Origin of the sequence: Sutterella sp. KLE1602, from assembly GCF_001578585.1 — a bacterium.
In the GTDB taxonomy this organism is placed as follows: Bacteria; Pseudomonadota; Gammaproteobacteria; order Burkholderiales; family Burkholderiaceae_F; genus Sutterella; species Sutterella wadsworthensis_A.
Map to the genome: position 1 here is coordinate 1 of NZ_KQ968499.1, position 17,346 is coordinate 17,346.

Consider the following 17,346-nt stretch of genomic DNA (forward strand, 5'->3'; position numbering starts at 1 on the left):
CCGAACTTCTTGGAGAGGATCGTGGTGATAGCAGCCGTCAGCGTGGTCTTACCATGGTCCACGTGACCGATCGTGCCCACGTTAACGTGGGGCTTGGTACGTTCAAACTTACCCTTGGCCATTTTTGGTCCTTAAAGATTAGGGGTTAAAAAACAGTTCTATTGTAGATCTTACTTGGCCTTGTCGGCGATCACGGCTTCGGCGACGTTGCGCGGAGCTTCAGCGTAGTGCTTGAATTCCATCGTGTACGTGGCACGGCCCTGCGTGAGGGAGCGAAGCTGCGTAGCGTAGCCGAACATTTCAGCCAGCGGCACTTCAGCCTTGATGCTCTTGCCGCCGCCAACGAGGTCGTCCATGCCCTGGATCACACCACGGCGGGAAGAAAGGTCGCCCATGACGTCGCCCATCTTTTCTTCCGGCGTTTCGACTTCGACAGCCATGATCGGCTCGAGAAGAACCGGATCAGCCTTGCGCATACCTTCCTTGAAGGCCATGGAGGCAGCCATCTTGAACGCGTTTTCGTTCGAGTCGACTTCGTGGTAGGAACCGAAGTGGAGCGTGACCTTCACGTCAACAACCGGGTAGCCGGCGAGGACGCCAGCCTTGAGCGTGTCTTCGACACCCTTTTCAACGGCCGGGATGTATTCGCGCGGAACCACGCCGCCCTTGATGGCGTCGACGAATTCGAAGCCCTTGCCGGGTTCGAGCGGTTCGAGCTTGAGCACGACGTGACCGTACTGACCACGGCCGCCGGACTGCTTGGCGAACTTGCATTCGGCGTTTTCAACCACGGAGCGGATCGTTTCACGGTAAGCAACCTGGGGCTTGCCCACGGAGGCTTCGACGTTGAATTCGCGCTTCATGCGGTCGACGAGAATTTCGAGGTGGAGTTCGCCCATACCGGAAATAATCGTCTGGCCGGATTCTTCGTCCGTGCGGACGCGGAAGGACGGGTCTTCCTGAGCAAGACGGTTCAGAGCGAGAGCCATCTTTTCCTGGTCGGCCTTGGTCTTCGGTTCGACAGCCTGGGAAATAACCGGCTCCGGGAATTCCATGCGTTCGAGGATGACCGGAGCGTCGACAGCGCAGAGCGTGTCACCCGTCGTAACGTTCTTCAGGCCCACGGCAGCGGCGATGTCGCCGGCTTCCACGAACTTGATTTCCTTACGTTCGTTGGCGTGCATCTGGAGCAGACGGCCGATACGTTCCTTCTGACCCTTGACGGAGTTCATGACCGTGTCACCGGAGTTCAGAACGCCGGAGTAGACGCGGAGGAAGGTCAGCTGGCCGACGTACGGGTCGGTCATGATCTTGAACGCGAGAGCGGCGAACGGAGCTTCGTCCTTGGCTTCACGGAAGGTCGGCTTTTCGTCGAGGTCGAAACCTTCAACCGGCGGAATGTCGGACGGGGCCGGCAGGAACTGCACGACGGCGTCGAGCATGCGCTGCACGCCCTTGTTCTTGAAGGCGGAACCGCAAAGCATCGGCTGGATTTCGCAGGCGATGGTACGCTGACGAAGACCGGCGATGATGTCCTCTTCGGAGAGTTCGCCGTTTTCGAGGTACTTGTTCATGAGCTCTTCGGAAGCTTCCGCAGCGCTCTCAACCATCTTTTCGTGCCATTCCTGGGCAACGTCAACGAGGTTGGCGGGGATGTCGACGTATTCGAAGGTCATGCCCTGAGACTTCGCATCCCAAATGATGCCCTTCATCTTGATGAGGTCGACAACGCCTTCGAACTGGTCTTCAGCACCGATGGGCACAACGACGGGAACCGGATTGGCATTGAGGCGCTTCTTCATCTGGTCGTAGACCTTGAAGAAGTTGGCACCGGTACGGTCCATCTTGTTCACGAAGGCAAGACGGGGAACGCGGTACTTGTTGGCCTGACGCCAAACGGTTTCGGACTGCGGCTGCACGCCGCCCACGGCGCAGTAGACCATGCAGGCGCCGTCGAGGACGCGCATGGAACGTTCAACTTCAACGGTGAAGTCAACGTGCCCCGGGGTGTCGATGATGTTCAGACGATACGGTTCCCACTGCATTTCCATGCCGCGCCAGAAGGCGGTGGTGGCAGCGGACGTAATCGTGATGCCACGTTCCTGTTCCTGTTCCATCCAGTCCATGGTGGCGGCGCCATCATGCACTTCACCGATCTTGTGGTTGACACCGGTGTAGAACAGAATACGTTCGGACGTGGTGGTCTTGCCCGCGTCAATGTGGGCAGAGATACCGATATTGCGGTAACGCGAAATCGGGGTTTGACGAGCCATTTAAGGTTCCTCACTAGACAAGCTGCATGGAGAGGAAATTCCCCATGCAGCGAACAGGAATTAGAAGCGGAAGTGCGAGAAGGCCTTGTTGGCTTCAGCCATACGATGGACTTCGTCACGCTTCTTCATGGCGCCGCCACGGCCTTCGGCCGCGTCGAGCAGTTCGCCGGCGAGACGCTGCGGCATGGACTTTTCAGAACGCTTCTTGGCAGATTCACGGAGCCAGCGCATGGCGAGGGCCATACGGCGGACAGGACGGACTTCGACCGGAACCTGATAGTTGGCACCACCAACGCGGCGGGACTTGACTTCCACCAGCGGACGGACGTTGTTCAGGGCGGTGGTGAACACTTCCAAGGCGTTCTTGCCGGACTTTTCTTCGATCTGCTGGAGGGCGCCGTAAACGATGCGTTCGGCCACGGCCTTCTTGCCGTCAAGCATGATCACGTTGATGAACTTGGTAATTTCGACGCTGCCGAACTTCGGGTCGGCAAGCACTTCGCGCTTCGGAACTTCGCGACGACGGGGCATTTGATTTCCTCTTTCGTGTCTTCAGTCTATATCCGCCCAGTGAAAAAAAGTAACGAGCGGATAAATTTGATTTAAAGCGATCCCATGGATCGCGACTTACTCGGTTACGCCTTAATTCAAGGCGACAACCGTTTGTCCACGGCGTATCGCCGCGAAAATTAAGCGGCCTTCGGGCGCTTGGCACCGTACTTGGAACGGGCCTGCTTACGATCCTTGACGCCCTGGGTATCCAGAGAGCCGCGGACGATGTGGTAACGAACACCAGGAAGGTCCTTCACACGGCCGCCGCGGATAAGCACGACAGAGTGTTCCTGGAGGTTGTGGCCTTCACCGCCGATGTACGAAATGACTTCGAAACCGTTGGTCAGGCGCACCTTGGCGACCTTACGAAGAGCAGAGTTCGGCTTCTTCGGGGTCGTGGTGTACACACGAGTGCAAACGCCGCGCTTCTGCGGGCAGTTCTTAAGAGCGGGGCTCTTGCTCTTGTCGTGCGTGAGCTCACGGGGCTTGCGAACAAGCTGGTTAATAGTAGGCATAAACGTCCGTCTAAAACTAAAGTTTGGCCTGCACCATGCAGGCTCTGGTTATAAACGCTTCAGGCACCCTATTCTCCCCGAACAGCCTAGGCGCAGAGGCAAAGAGCCGATTCGATGGAGACACTGTCCCTGAAAAGCATGTGATTTTCGACCATAACACCCTTCCCTGTCAAGTGAAGGGGCTTTTTTTGTACTAAAAAGCCCGCCTCCCTTTCAGGAGACGGGCTTTCTGTTCATTTCAGAACTCGGGCGCTATTACTTGGCGCCTTCCTTCTTGGAACCGTCGGCAAACTCTTCGCCAGTGGTCGTCAGCGGCGCATCAAGAGATGCGAACGGATCGACAACGGCGGAGGGCTCGAGGAACGGATCCTCGGTCGTGACCGAAGCGCGGGCGGTCTCAGCTTCCAGGCGTTCGGCCTGTTCGCGAGCCTTGTGAGCCTGATGATAGGCGAGACCCGTACCGGCGGGGATCAGACGGCCGACGATGACGTTTTCCTTCAGACCGCGGAGCTCGTCCTGCTTGCCCATGATGGCGGCTTCCGTAAGGACGCGCGTCGTTTCCTGGAACGAAGCGGCCGAGATGAAGCTGTCCGTGGAAAGCGAGGCCTTCGTAATGCCGAGGAGGACGTTGTCGTAGCTGGCGGGGCGCAGGCCCTGAGCGACGACGCGATCGTTCTCGTCGAGCATTTCGGAGCGTTCGACCTGTTCGCCGGTGATGAAGTGCGTGTCGCCCGGATCGGTGATCTGGACGCGGCGCAGCATCTGGCGGACGATCACTTCAATGTGCTTGTCGTTGATCTTCACACCCTGCAGACGATAAACGTCCTGCACTTCGTCGACGATGTAGCGGGCGAGCTCCTCGATGCCGAGCAGGCGGAGGATGTCGTGCGGATCGACCGGACCGTCAACCACTTCTTCACCCTTCTGAACGACCTGACCATCATGGACAAGAACCGTCTTGTCCTTACTGATCAGCGTTTCGTGGGCGACGCCGTCGTTGCCGGTGATGATCAGGCGCTGCTTGCCCTTCGTTTCCTTGCCAAAGGTCACCGTGCCCGTCACTTCGGCGAGCATGCCGGCATCCTTCGGGCTGCGGGCTTCAAAGAGTTCGGCAACGCGCGGCAGACCGCCGGTAATGTCTCGGGTCTTCTGCGATTCGACCGGGATGCGGGCGAGAACCTCACCCATGCCGATCTGCTGGCCGTCACGGACAACCACGAAGGCGCCGACAGGCAGCTGAATCGTCACGGCATGGTCCGTGCCCGGGATCTTCACTTCATTGCCGTTTTCGTCAATGAGGTGAACCAACGGACGCAGGATGCCGGCGTTCTGGGACTTGCCCTTGCCCTTGGCGGTCGTGGTGGAGCGCTTCGGGTCAATGACGACGAGGCTGGAAAGGCCCGTCACTTCGTCGACCTGATTCATCACGGTCACGTTTTCAACGACGTTTTCGAACTTAATCGTACCGGCGTATTCCGTGATAATCGGACGCGTCATCGGATCCCAGTTGGCGAGCATCTGGCCGGCCTTGATTTCCTGGTCGGGCATCACGAGCAACGTGGCGCCGTACGGAACCTTGTGGCGTTCGCGTTCGCGGCCGTTTTCCGTAATGACGATTTCGCCGGAACGGGAAATGACGACCAGTTCGCCCTTGGCGGAGCGGACGTAGCGCATGGCCGGGGAGTAGCTCACGACACCGGAGGACTTGGCTTCGACGCTGGAGGCCACGGCGGCACGGGAAGCGGCACCACCGATATGGAACGTACGCATCGTCAGCTGGGTACCCGGTTCACCGATGGACTGGGCGGCGATCACGCCGACGGATTCACCGGCATTGACGATCGAGCCGCGGCCGAGGTCGCGGCCGTAGCACTTGGCGCAAAGGCCGTAGCGCGTTTCGCAGGTGAGCGGCGTACGGACCTTGACCATGTCGATCGCGAGCTTTTCGATCAGATCGCAGCAGTCTTCGTCGATCAGCGTGCCGGCGGCAATGACCACTTCGCCGTCGTCGGGGTTGACGACGTCGGTGGCGGTCACGCGGCCGAGGACGCGGTCACGGAGAGCCTGAATGACTTCACCGCCTTCGACCAGAGCGCGCATTTCAACGCCGTTGGTCGTGCCGCAGTCGTCTTCCGTCACCACGAGGTCCTGCGTCACGTCGACGAGACGACGCGTCAGGTAACCGGAGTTAGCGGTCTTCAGAGCCGTGTCGGCCAGACCCTTACGGGCACCGTGGGTCGAAATGAAGTACTGCAGAACGTTCAAGCCTTCACGGAAGTTCGCGGTAATCGGCGTTTCAATAATGGAGCCGTCCGGCTTGGCCATCAGGCCGCGCATGCCGGCGAGCTGGCGAATCTGGGCTGCGGAACCACGAGCACCGGAGTCGGCCATCATGTAGACGCTGTTGAACGATTCCTGACGAACCTTCTTGCCGTGACGGTCGATCGTCGGTTCGGTGGAGAGCTCGGTCATCATCACCTTGCCCACCTGGTCGGCCGTGCGGCCCCAGATGTCCACCACCTTGTTGTAGCGTTCACCCTGGGTCACGAGACCGGACGTGTACTGGGCTTCGATTTCCTTGACTTCCTGTTCGGCGTCATGGACGAGCTTTTCCTTCTGAGCGGGGACGGCCATGTCACCCACGCAGATGGAGATGCCGGCGCGCGTCGACAGACGGTAGCCGTTGTCCTTGAGCTTGTCGGCGAACATGACCGTCGCGCGCAGGCCGCACTTGCGGAAGCAGCGGTTGATCAGCTTGGCGATCTCCTTCTTCTTCAAGGTGATGTTGAGTTCCTTGAAGCTCATGCCTTCCGGCAGGATTTCGGAGAGGAGAGCGCGGCCGACGGTGGTTTCGTAACGAACCATGCGCGGGGTCTTTTCACCCGTTTCCTTGTTGACGTCGTATTCGCGGATACGGACCGTGCAGCGGGTCTGGAGTTCGACAACCTTGTTGTCCCAGGCGCGCTGAACTTCGGCGACGTCGGCAAAGAACATGCCCTCGCCCTTGCCGTTGATCTTTTCACGCGTAGCGTAGTAGAGACCGAGCACCATGTCCTGAGACGGCACGATCGACGGATCGCCGTTGGCCGGGAACAGGACGTTGTTGGAGGCCATCATCAGCGAGCGGGCTTCAAGCTGGGCTTCGAGCGAGAGCGGCACGTGAACGGCCATCTGGTCACCGTCGAAGTCGGCATTGAAGGCGGCGCAGACGAGCGGATGCAGCTGGAGGGCCTTGCCTTCGATCAGCTTGGGCTCGAACGCCTGAATGCCGAGACGGTGCAGCGTCGGAGCACGGTTGAGCATGACCGGGTGTTCGTAGATCACCTCTTCGAGGATGTCCCAGACGACAGGATCCTGGTTCTCAACCATCTTCTTGGCAGCCTTCGGCGTCACGGCGAGACCGCGGAGCACGAGCTTGTTGAAGATGAACGGCTTGAAGAGCTCGAGAGCCATGAGCTTCGGCAGACCGCACTGGTGCAGACGGAGTTCAGGACCCACCGTAATAACGGAACGGCCGGAGTAGTCCACGCGCTTGCCGAGCAGGTTCTGACGGAAGCGGCCGCTCTTGCCCTTGATCATGTCGGCGAGGGATTTGAGCGGGCGCTTGTTGGCACCGGTCATCGCCTTGCCGCGGCGGCCGTTGTCGAGCAGAGAGTCGACGGCTTCCTGCAACATGCGCTTTTCGTTGCGCACGATGATGTCCGGAGCCTTGATCTCGAGGAGGCGCTTCAGACGGTTGTTACGGTTGATGACGCGGCGGTACAGGTCGTTCAGGTCGGACGTCGCGAAGCGGCCGCCGTCAAGGGCGACGAGCGGACGCAGGTCCGGCGGAAGAACCGGGAGGACCGTCATGATCATCCATTCGGGCTTGATGCCGGAGCGCTGGAAGCCTTCAAGCACCTTGAGGCGCTTGGCGAACTTCTTGATCTTGGCTTCGGAGCTCGTCTCGCGGAGCTCGGTGCGCAGACGTTCGACTTCCTGATCGATGTCGATCGTGCGCAGGAGCTCGCCGATGGCTTCAGCGCCCATCATGGCGACGAAGTCGTCACCGAATTCGGTCGTGGCGGCAATGAAGTCCTCTTCGCTGAGCAGCTGGCCACGCTCGAGCGTGGAAAGGCCCGGATCAACGACGATGTAGGCTTCGAAGTACAGCACGCGCTCGATGTCGCGCAGCGGGATGTCGAGCACCATGCCCATACGGCTCGGAAGGCTCTTGAGGAACCAGATGTGAGCGACAGGGCTGGCGAGGTCGATGTGACCCATGCGTTCGCGGCGAACCTTGGCGAGCGTGACTTCAACGCCACACTTTTCGCAGATCACGCCGCGATTCTTGAGGCGCTTGTACTTGCCGCAAAGGCACTCATAATCCTTCACCGGGCCAAAGATCTTGGCACAGAAAAGACCGTCGCGTTCCGGCTTCTGGGTACGATAGTTAATCGTCTCAGGCTTCTTGACTTCACCGTAGGACCAGGAGTGGATCTTTTCGGGACTGGCAAGTCCGATGCGGATCGCGTCGAAATGATCTTCCGACTGGACCTGGTTGAAGATATCGTTAAGCGGCATTCTCATCGCTTAATTTCCCCTTAGTTCTTGACGAGGTCGATGTCGATACCCAACGACCGGATTTCCTTGACCAACACGTTGAAGGATTCGGGCATGCCCGCTTCAATCTTGTGGTCACCCTTGACGATGTTTTCGTAAACCTTGGTACGACCGTTAACGTCGTCAGACTTGACAGTAAGCATTTCCTGCAGCACGTAGGAGGCGCCGTAGGCTTCGAGGGCCCAGACTTCCATTTCACCGAAGCGCTGGCCGCCGAACTGCGCCTTGCCGCCGAGCGGCTGCTGGGTGACGAGGGAGTACGGACCCGTGGAACGGGCATGCATCTTGTCGTCGACCAGGTGATGCAGCTTCAGATAGTGCATGAAGCCAACCGTGACGGGGCGCTCGAACGCTTCACCGGTGCGGCCGTCATAGAGGCGGGCCTGCGTCTTGGCGGGCGTGAGCTGCAGACGGGCGGCTTCGTCGTCCGGGAAGGCGAGGTCGAGCATCATGCGGACCTGTTCTTCCGTGGCACCGTCGAACACCGGCGTGGCAAACGGAACGCCATTGCGCAGATTGCGCGCCATGGCCATCAGCTCGTCGTCGGTAAGGCTGTCGAGATCTTCCTTCTTGCCCGTGCGGTTGTACACCTCGTTCAGGAAGGCGCGGATCTGGCGGACCTGTTCGGTCTTGAGCATTTCCTCAATGCGCCAGCCGAGACCCTTGGCAGCCCAGCCGAGATGCACTTCAAGCACCTGACCGATGTTCATACGGGACGGCACGCCGAGCGGGTTCAGAACGATGTCGGCGGGACGACCGTCGGCCATGTACGGCATGTCTTCAACCGGGCAGATCTTGGAGACCACACCCTTGTTACCGTGACGGCCGGCCATCTTGTCGCCAGGCTGCAGACGACGGCGTTCGGCGATGTACACCTTGACCATCTTGAGCACGCCCGGGGGCAGTTCGTCGCCGCGGGTGAGCTTGTCCTTCTTCGTGGCGTACTTGCGGTCGTTCTGTTCACGCGTGTCCTGAATGGCGCGCATCGTCAGATCGATGATGTGCTGGGCACCCTCTTCCTCCATGCGGAGGTTGAAGAGATCGTAGCCGGGAACGGCCTCGAGCATTTCCATCGTGAGCGCAACGCCCGGCTTGAAGGCGTCGGGGCCGCCGGCAACCTTGTGGCCGACGAGCTGACGACGCAGACGGTCGAACGCGTCGCGTTCAACAATGCGCAGCTGGTCGTCCAGGTCGCGGCGATAGCGCTTGAGGGCGTCCTCGATGATGCTTTCGGCACGCTTGTCGCGCTTGACGCCGTCACGCGTGAAGACCTGAACGTCGATCACGGTGCCGGTCATGCCAGACGGAACGCGCAGCGAGGTATCCTTGACGTCGGAGGCCTTCTCACCGAAGATCACGCGCAGGAGCTTTTCTTCCGGCGTGAGCTGGGTTTCGCCCTTCGGCGTGACCTTGCCGACAAGCACGTCGCCGGCCTTCACTTCAGCACCGATGAACACGATGCCAGAGTCGTCGAGACGGGACAGCTGGTTTTCGGACAGGTTCGAGATGTCGCGCGTGATTTCCTCAGCGCCGAGCTTCGTGTCGCGGGCGACGACGGAGAGCTCCTCGATGTGGATCGAGGTGTAGCGATCGTCGGCAACCACGCGTTCGGAGATGAGCACCGAGTCTTCGTAGTTGTAGCCGTTCCACGGCATGAACGCGATCAGCATGTTCTGGCCGAGGGCGAGTTCGCCGGTGTCAGTGGAGGCACCGTCGGCGAGCACGTCGCCGACCGCAACCCGGTCACCCTTGACAACGATCGGACGCTGGTTGATGTTCGTGGACTGGTTGGAACGCGTGAACTTCTGCAGGTTGTAGATGTCCACACCGGTTTCGCCGGCGATGCTTTCCTCGTCGTTCACACGGATCACCACGCGGTTCGCGTCGACATAGTCGACGACGCCGCCGCGGCGAGCCTGAACGGCAGTCTTGGAGTCAACGGCAACCGTGCGCTCGATGCCGGTACCCACGACCGGCTTTTCCGGACGGAGGCAGGGCACGCCCTGACGCTGCATGTTCGAACCCATCAGAGCACGGTTCGCGTCGTCGTGTTCCAGGAACGGAATCAAAGCGGCGGCGCAGGAGACGATCTGAGACGGGGCCACGTCCATGTACTGGATGCGGTCCGGGCTGGCGAGAACCGTTTCGCCGTTGTCACGGGCGGAAACGAGTTCCTGCGTCAGACGGCCGTTCTCGTCCATCTCGGCGTTGGCCTGAGCGATGATGTAGCGGCCTTCCTCAATGGCGGACAGGTAGGAGATTTCCTGCGTCGCGACGCCGTCGACCACCTTGCGGTACGGCGTTTCAAGGAAGCCGTATTCGTTGAGGCGGGCGTAAAGGGCGAGCGAGTTGATAAGACCGATGTTCGGACCTTCAGGCGTTTCAATTGGGCAGACGCGACCGTAGTGGGTCGGATGCACGTCTCGGACTTCGAAGCCGGCGCGTTCGCGAGTCAGACCACCCGGGCCAAGGGCCGAAATACGGCGCTTGTGAGTGATTTCCGACAGCGGGTTCGTCTGGTCCATGAACTGGGACAGCTGGCTCGAGCCGAAGAACTCGCGGATGGCGGCGCTGATCGGCTTGGAGTTGATCAGATCCTGCGGCGTGAGGCCATCGCTTTCAGCCTGGTTGAGTCGTTCCTTGACAGCTCGCTCAACGCGCACGAGGCCGGAGCGGAACTGGTTTTCGGCGAGTTCGCCGACACAGCGGACACGACGGTTGCCCAGGTGGTCGATGTCGTCGACGCCGTTGACCACGCAGGTGCGGGCCACGCCGTCGGCATCAAAGAGCTCGACGGTGTCCTGACCGTTGCGCAGGGCAACGAGGACGGCCATCGTGTCGATGATGTCTTCGCGGGTAAGCGTCATGGAACCCGTAGCGCCTTCACGGCCGAAACGGGCATTGACCTTCATGCGGCCGACGCGGGACAGATCGTACGCTTCGGCATCGAAGAAGAGACGGTTGAACAGAGCCTCGACAGCGTCTTCCGTGGGCGGTTCGCCCGGACGCATCATGCGGTAGATCGCGACGCGTGCGGCGAGCTGATCCGGCGTGTCGTCCAGACGAAGCGTGGACGAGATGTAGGAACCGTGGTCGAGTTCGTTCGTGAAGATCGTGAAGATCGTCTTGATCTTGGCGACGCGGAGCTGGGAAAGAAGATCGGGCGTGATTTCGTCGTTGCAGTTGGCAATGACTTCACCTGTTTCCTCGTCAACGATGTTCTTGCCGAGAACGCGGCCGAGAACATATTCGTCGGGAACGGGAATGCTCGTCACGCCGGCCTTCGTCAGGTCGCGGATGTGCTTGGCGGTGATGCGCTTGTCGGCGGGCACCACTTCCTTGCCGTCGGCAATGATCGGGAAGCTGACGGTCTGGCCCTTCAGGCGTTCGGGAACGAACGGAAGGGAGGCGCCGTTGGCGTTGATCGTGATTTCGTCGAACGTGAAGAAGCGCGCAAGGATGTCTTCCGGCGTCAGGCCGAGGGCCTTGAGCAGAATCGTGCCGGGCATCTTGCGGCGGCGGTCGACGCGGAAGTACAGGATGTCCTTGGCGTCGAATTCGAAGTCAAGCCAAGAGCCGCGGTAAGGAATCACGCGAGCCGAGAAGAGCAGCTTGCCGGAGGAGTGCGTCTTGCCCTTGTCATGTTCAAAGAAAATGCCGGGCGAACGGTGCAGCTGGCTGACGATGACGCGTTCCGTGCCGTTGATGATGAACGAGCCCTTCTCCGTCATGAGCGGGATTTCGCCCATGTAGACGTCATTTTCGCGAATTTCCTTCAGCGTCTCGGGCTTGGCGGCATCGCGGTCAAAGATTTCCAGCTGGATCTTGGCGCGAAGACGGCTGCAGAACGTCAGGCCGCGGAGCTGGCACTCGGCGACGTCGAATTCCGGTTCAGCAAGCTCGTAATCGACGAAGCGAAGACGTGCGTAACCGTTGTGGCTGGTAATCGGGAAGATGGAAGTAAACGCTGCCTGCAAACCGTATTCGGTATTGCGCTTGTTCGGGGCAACGTCCGCCTGCAGAAATTCTTCGTAGGAACGAAGCTGAGTATCAAGCAGGGAAGGCACTTCAAGGACGCTCGGGCGAGAGGCAAAGCTCTTGCGGATGCGCTTCTTTTCAGTGAACGAGTACGACATGGACACTCCGTTCGACATTGAGGGATGAACCAAAAATTGATGAACGCAAACTCTATGGACGCCAAAAGCCGCTCGGGAAGCACAACCTGTCGGTTGAACCCGCGCGGCGGATATGGGGATATTTCAAGTTAAGCGGTTCATCAAAGAAGAAAGACTTTGAACTCCATTCTCCATCCTGGGAGAACATAGTTCAAAGTCTCCCTTTCGGGAGACTCTGAAAAACAAAGCGAGCGACTTTAATTGTGCTCGCTTTGTTCAGTCAAATCAAGTAAAAATTACTTGAGAGCGACCTTGGCGCCGGCTTCTTCGAGCTTCTTGGCAGCAGCTTCGGCGTCAGCCTTCGGGAGGCCTTCCTTGACAGCCTTCGGAGCGCCTTCGACGAGGTCCTTGGCTTCCTTGAGGCCGAGGCCGGTCATTTCGCGAACGACCTTGATGACGGCGATCTTGTTGGAACCGGCGGATTCGAGAACGACGTCGAATTCCGTCTTTTCTTCAGCAGCGGCGGCAGCGCCAGCGGCCGGGGCGGCAACGGCGACAGCAGCGGCAGCAGCGGAAACGCCGAACTTTTCTTCCATCATCTTGATGAGTTCGGAGATTTCGAGAACGGTCTTGGAAGCGATCGCTTCGAGGATTTCTTCATTGGTAAGGGCCATTTTATAGCTCCGTATTACGTAGTGTTTTGTTTAAAAAAAGTTTAGGTTAGGCAGCAGCCTGTTCCTTGGCATCGCGCACGGCAGCCACGGTACGCACAAAGCGGGCCGGGACTTCGTTGATGGTGCGGACGAACTTGGCGATAGGTTCGTTCATCGTAGCCATCAACTTGGCAAGGAGTTCTTCACGGCTCGGCATCGTAGCGAGCTGCTTGACGGCTTCAACATCCATGACGGTGTTGGCCATCGCGCCGCCCTTGATAACGAGCTTGTCGTTGTCCTTGGCGAAATTGACGAGAACCTTGGCGGCAGCAACCGGGTCGGCGGAGAAGCCGTAGACGAGCGGACCAACGAACTGGTCAGCGAGTCCGGCAAATTCCGTACCTTCGACGGCGCGGCGAACCAACGTGTTCTTGACAACACGCAACGTCACATTGTTCTTACGTGCTTCAGCACGAAGCTTCGTGACGGCCTCAACGCTCAGCCCACGGTATTCGGCGATGACGATCGAGGAAGAGTTGGCAACGATGCCAGCGACTTCTTCAATGACAGCAGCCTTATCTTGACGATTAAGACCCATGGTCTGGCTCCACTCAGAGGTGTCCCCTTGCGAGGACACCGGTTTTCAAATAACCGGCATACTTCTGAGAGTTTTGGCTGATTTTTTACACAAGCACACGAGCTTGTGGTCTGAAACACAACGCAATATCTCTCTTCGGTTTACCGTCTGCGCTGGACGACTTGGCGGTCATCCCACTGCCGTGAAAGCATCGGCAGTGAAGTTCACAAGCCCATTAAAAAGCGCCGGTGTCAATCTCTTCGTTGCTTTCAGAGAATTGTTGACCTTTGCTTCTCCAGCGGTCTTTGACAGCGACGGGCCCGATTGCTCGGCCCCGTCACCCAAAGCCCTTGAGACCTCACGGTCTCGAGAAAAGATTTCTCTTTTCCGGTCTCGCCGCTTTCGCAGCGTCCTGATCAGGTTGCCCTGACCAACGGAGGACCGACCCCGTTATGTTTGGTTCATTAGTTGTTGATAGAACCGATATCAACGCGAACACCGATGCCCATCGTGGAGGAGACGGCAACCTTGCGGAGGTACTGGCCCTTCGAGGAAGCCGGCTTCAGCTTGTTGAGCTGGTCGATGAGAGCCACCAGGTTCTTCTGGAGGCGGTCAGCCGTGAAGGAGGCACGACCGATCGGGGCGTGGATGATACCAGCCTTGTCGGCGCGGAACTGGACCTGACCGGCCTTGGCGTTCTTGACAGCCTGGGCAACGTTCGGGGTGACAGTACCGACCTTCGGGTTCGGCATCAGGCCGCGCGGGCCGAGGATCTGGCCGAGCTGGCCGACAACGCGCATCGCATCCGGGGAGGCGATGACGACGTCGAAGTCGAGCTCACCGGCCTTGACCTTGGCGGCGAGGTCGTCGAAACCGACGATATCGGCGCCGGCGGCAAGAGCTTCTTCAGCCTTGGCGCCCTGGGTGAACACGGCAACGCGAACGGTCTTGCCCGTGCCTTCCGGCATCACGACAGCGCCGCGGACGGCCTGGTCGGACTTGCGCGGATCGATGCCGAGCTGGACGGCCACGTCGACAGATTCGTCGAACTTGGCAACAGCCGTTTCCTTGATGAGTTCGAGAGCTTCAACAGCGGTGTAAAGCTTGTTGGCTTCGACCTTGGCGTTGAGAGCCTTCATGCGCTTGCAAAGCTTAGCCATTACAGACCCTCCACAATGATGCCCATGGAACGAGCGGAACCAGCGATCGTACGAACAGCAGCGTCGATGTCGGCAGCGGTAAGGTCCGGAGCCTTCGTCTTGGCGATTTCTTCAGCCTGAGCGCGCGTGATCTTGGCGACCTTTTCCGTGTTCGGACGGGAAGAACCCTTCTGGATCTTGGCAGCCTTCTTGATCAGGATCGTGGCCGGCGGGGTCTTCATGATGAACGTGAAGCTCTTGTCGGCGTACGCGGTGATGACGACCGGGATCGGAAGACCAGCTTCCATGCCCTGCGTCTTAGCGTTAAAGGCCTTGCAGAACTCCATGATGTTCAGACCGCGCTGACCGAGAGCCGGACCGATAGGAGGCGAGGGGTTGGCCTTACCAGCCGGCACCTGCAGCTTGATAAAGCCGATGATCTTCTTAGCCATCGTTAAATTTCCTTATGGGTTCATGCGCTCAATTGCTTGAGCTCCCCATGTATGTGTGAGAAAGGCGTGCACTATACCACCGAAAAAATCGGTGTGCAAGCGACACGCCAGAATTTTTTTAGATTTTTTCGACTTCGTTGAAGTCGAGGTCCACCAGCGTTTCGCGGCTGAAAATGGACACGAAGACCTGGAGACGGCTCTTGTCGTAGTCGACGGCCTCGATGCGGCCGTTGAAGTCCTTGAACGGGCCGTTCTTGACGCGGATCTCCTCGCCGATCTCGAATTCGATCTTGGGACGCGGCTTCTCGGAGCCCTGCTCCATCTGAGCCATGATGGAGGCCACTTCAGCCTCGGAAAGCACCACGGGGTTGTTGTTGCCGAGGAACTCAATGACGCGTGGGGTGGAGTTGACGAGATGCCACGTAGCGTCGTTCATCACCATTTCGATGAAGACGTAGCCGGGGTACATGCGGCGCTCGCTAGTGTACTTGCGACCGTTGCGGACTTCCTGAACGCGTTCAACGGGCAGGAGAACCTGACCGAAGCTTTCGCGCAGGTCGCTGCGGCCAATACGCTCCTCGAGAGCCTTCTTCACGCTCTTCTCCATGGAAGAGTAGACGTGAATCGTGTACCACTTCATGCCGTTATCGCTCATGACTCAACCTCACATTAAAGAGAAAGACGGAGCAGGCCGTCGTAGAGACCCCACTCAATCAGCTTGTCGCAAAGGAAAAGGAAGATCGCGATCACTACGACGAAGGCCATGACGAGGCCCGTCGTGTTGAGCGTTTCCTTGCGAGTCGGCCAGACGACGCGGCGCAGTTCTTCCCAGGACTGGCGGCCGTAGTTCAGAAGGCGCTTGCCGGAGGGGCTGAACCAAGCGAGCACGACGCCGGCAACCAGACCGCCGAAGAGCGCGCCGAGACGGACGGCGAGCGTCTGGGACGTCAGGAGGGAAAAGGCAATAACGCCGGCAACGGCACACAGGACGGCGAGCGTCACCAGCACGATGTCCGACTTGCTGGTTGCGGGTTCAACGTTTTGATTGTTCATATTCATTCCTGCCAACACGCTGCGACCTGTTCAGCGGCGCGCCGACGAAAAGTAAAAGAAATGCAAGCTTGCTATTTTAGCGGGAACCGAAGCCATATAGGCGAAAAATTCCCGACTTTCTGCGCTTTCAGATTCCGCAGATAGATAAAAGTCAAGCCGCGATCACAGATCGCGGCTTGACTTCTTTTTTGGCAGGGGCAGAAGGAATCGAACCCTCAACCTACGGTTTTGGAGACCGTCGCTCTGCCGATTGAGCTATACCCCTTTTCGCGCGGCCGGCCCTTTCAGGTCAGCCGCCAATTCTTTTCAGAATTATTCGATGACGGCAGCAACCACGCCAGCGCCGACGGTGTGACCGCCTTCGCGGATGGCGAAGCGGAGACCCTGTTCCATGGCGATCGGGCAGATGAGCTTGACAGTCATCTGGATGTTGTCGCCAGGCATGACCATTTCAACACCTTCCGGCAGTTCGATCGTGCCCGTAACGTCCGTCGTACGGAAGTAGAACTGCGGACGATAGCCCTTGAAGAACGGGGTGTGACGGCCGCCTTCTTCCTTCGTCAGGACGTAGACTTCGCCCTTGAAGTGGGTGTGCGGGGTGATCGTACCCGGCTTGGCGAGAACCTGGCCGCGTTCGACGTCTTCACGCTTCGTACCACGGAGAAGGATACCGACGTTGTCACCGGCTTCGCCTTCGTCCAGGAGCTTGCGGAACATTTCGACGCCCGTGCAGGTCGTCTTCGTCGTCGGCTTGATACCGACGATTTCGATTTCGTCGCCAACGCGGATGACACCACGTTCAACACGACCCGTCACAACCGTACCACGGCCGGAGATCGAGAACACGTCTTCGATCGGCATAAGGAACGGCTGGTCCACGGCGCGTTCCGGCGTCGGGATGTAGGAGTCGAGCTGGTCAGCGAGGGCGAGGATGGCCGGTTCGCCGATCGGGGACTGGTCGCCTTCGAGAGCGAGCTTGGCGGAACCCTTGACAATGGGGATCGTGTCGCCCGGGAAGTCGTAGTTGGACAGAAGGTCACGGACTTCCATTTCGACGAGTTCGAGAAGTTCTTCGTCGTCGACCATGTCGCACTTGTTCAGGAACACGATGATGTACGGAACACCGACCTGACGAGCGAGAAGGATGTGTTCGCGCGTCTGGGGCATCGGACCGTCAGCAGCGGAGCACACGAGGATGGCGCCATCCATCTGGGCAGCACCGGTAATCATGTTCTTCACGTAGTCAGCGTGACCCGGGCAGTCAACGTGAGCATAGTGACGGGTGGCCGTTTCGTATTCAACGTGAGCGGTGTTGATGGTGATGCCGCGAGCCTTTTCTTCAGGCGCAGCGTCGATCTGGTCGTAAGCCTTGGCTTCGCCGCCGAACTTCTTGGAGAGGATCGTGGTGATAGCAG

At 59.0% G+C, this 17,346-nt stretch carries 13 protein-coding genes and 1 tRNA gene; all 14 read right to left on the reverse strand.

Annotated features, from left to right (window positions below; all coding sequences use genetic code 11):
• The coding region (locus tag HMPREF3036_RS02390) for a GTP-binding protein (RefSeq protein ID WP_231853552.1) at window positions 1–122 on the reverse strand (122 nt) is incomplete at its 3' end.
• 48 nt (window positions 123–170) lie between these two features.
• The gene (fusA, locus tag HMPREF3036_RS02395) at window positions 171–2,273 is read right to left on the reverse strand and encodes an elongation factor G (RefSeq protein WP_005434252.1); all 2,103 of its coding nucleotides are present in this window, start codon (window positions 2,271–2,273) and stop codon (window positions 171–173) included.
• A gap of 60 nt (window positions 2,274–2,333) precedes the next feature.
• Window positions 2,334–2,804 (reverse strand): 30S ribosomal protein S7, encoded by a 471-nt coding sequence (gene rpsG / locus HMPREF3036_RS02400; protein ID WP_005434249.1) that lies wholly within the window; start codon window positions 2,802–2,804, stop codon window positions 2,334–2,336.
• 158 nt (window positions 2,805–2,962) lie between these two features.
• Window positions 2,963–3,340, reverse strand: a complete 378-nt coding sequence (gene rpsL, locus HMPREF3036_RS02405; protein WP_005434247.1) for a 30S ribosomal protein S12 — start codon at window positions 3,338–3,340, stop codon at window positions 2,963–2,965.
• Between the two features lie 255 nt (window positions 3,341–3,595).
• A complete protein-coding gene (gene rpoC / locus HMPREF3036_RS02410) occupies window positions 3,596–7,909 on the reverse strand; it encodes a DNA-directed RNA polymerase subunit beta' (protein WP_005434245.1) in 4,314 nt (1,437 codons plus the stop codon).
• A 14-nt stretch (window positions 7,910–7,923) separates the two neighbouring features.
• Complete coding sequence (gene rpoB / locus HMPREF3036_RS02415; RefSeq protein ID WP_005434238.1) at window positions 7,924–12,078, reverse strand: DNA-directed RNA polymerase subunit beta; 4,155 nt, start codon at window positions 12,076–12,078, stop codon at window positions 7,924–7,926.
• A gap of 275 nt (window positions 12,079–12,353) precedes the next feature.
• Window positions 12,354–12,731, reverse strand: coding sequence for a 50S ribosomal protein L7/L12 (rplL, locus tag HMPREF3036_RS02420; protein ID WP_005434236.1), 378 nt, complete (start codon window positions 12,729–12,731; stop codon window positions 12,354–12,356).
• Between the two features lie 46 nt (window positions 12,732–12,777).
• Window positions 12,778–13,308: a 50S ribosomal protein L10 gene (gene rplJ / locus HMPREF3036_RS02425; protein ID WP_005434234.1), complete on the reverse strand. Its 531-nt coding sequence runs from the start codon at window positions 13,306–13,308 to the stop codon at window positions 12,778–12,780.
• A gap of 443 nt (window positions 13,309–13,751) precedes the next feature.
• Window positions 13,752–14,447, reverse strand: coding sequence for a 50S ribosomal protein L1 (gene rplA, locus HMPREF3036_RS02430; RefSeq protein ID WP_005434232.1), 696 nt, complete (start codon window positions 14,445–14,447; stop codon window positions 13,752–13,754).
• Window positions 14,447–14,878, reverse strand: a complete 432-nt coding sequence (rplK, locus tag HMPREF3036_RS02435; RefSeq protein WP_005434231.1) for a 50S ribosomal protein L11 — start codon at window positions 14,876–14,878, stop codon at window positions 14,447–14,449. The genes rplA and rplK overlap by 1 nt, the downstream gene beginning before the upstream one ends.
• Window positions 14,879–14,996: 118 nt before the next feature.
• Window positions 14,997–15,533 carry a transcription termination/antitermination protein NusG gene (nusG, locus tag HMPREF3036_RS02440; RefSeq protein ID WP_005434230.1) on the reverse strand — a complete coding sequence of 179 codons (537 nt, stop codon included), beginning with the start codon at window positions 15,531–15,533 and terminating at the stop codon, window positions 14,997–14,999.
• A 14-nt stretch (window positions 15,534–15,547) separates the two neighbouring features.
• Entirely contained in the window at window positions 15,548–15,931 is a 384-nt protein-coding gene (gene secE / locus HMPREF3036_RS02445) for a preprotein translocase subunit SecE (protein WP_005434229.1), read from the reverse strand.
• Between the two features lie 189 nt (window positions 15,932–16,120).
• Window positions 16,121–16,196: transfer RNA gene (locus HMPREF3036_RS02450), tRNA-Trp, on the reverse strand.
• Window positions 16,197–16,243: 47 nt separating this feature from the next.
• The coding region (gene tuf / locus HMPREF3036_RS02455) for an elongation factor Tu (protein ID WP_062331215.1) at window positions 16,244–17,346 on the reverse strand (1,103 nt) is incomplete at its 5' end.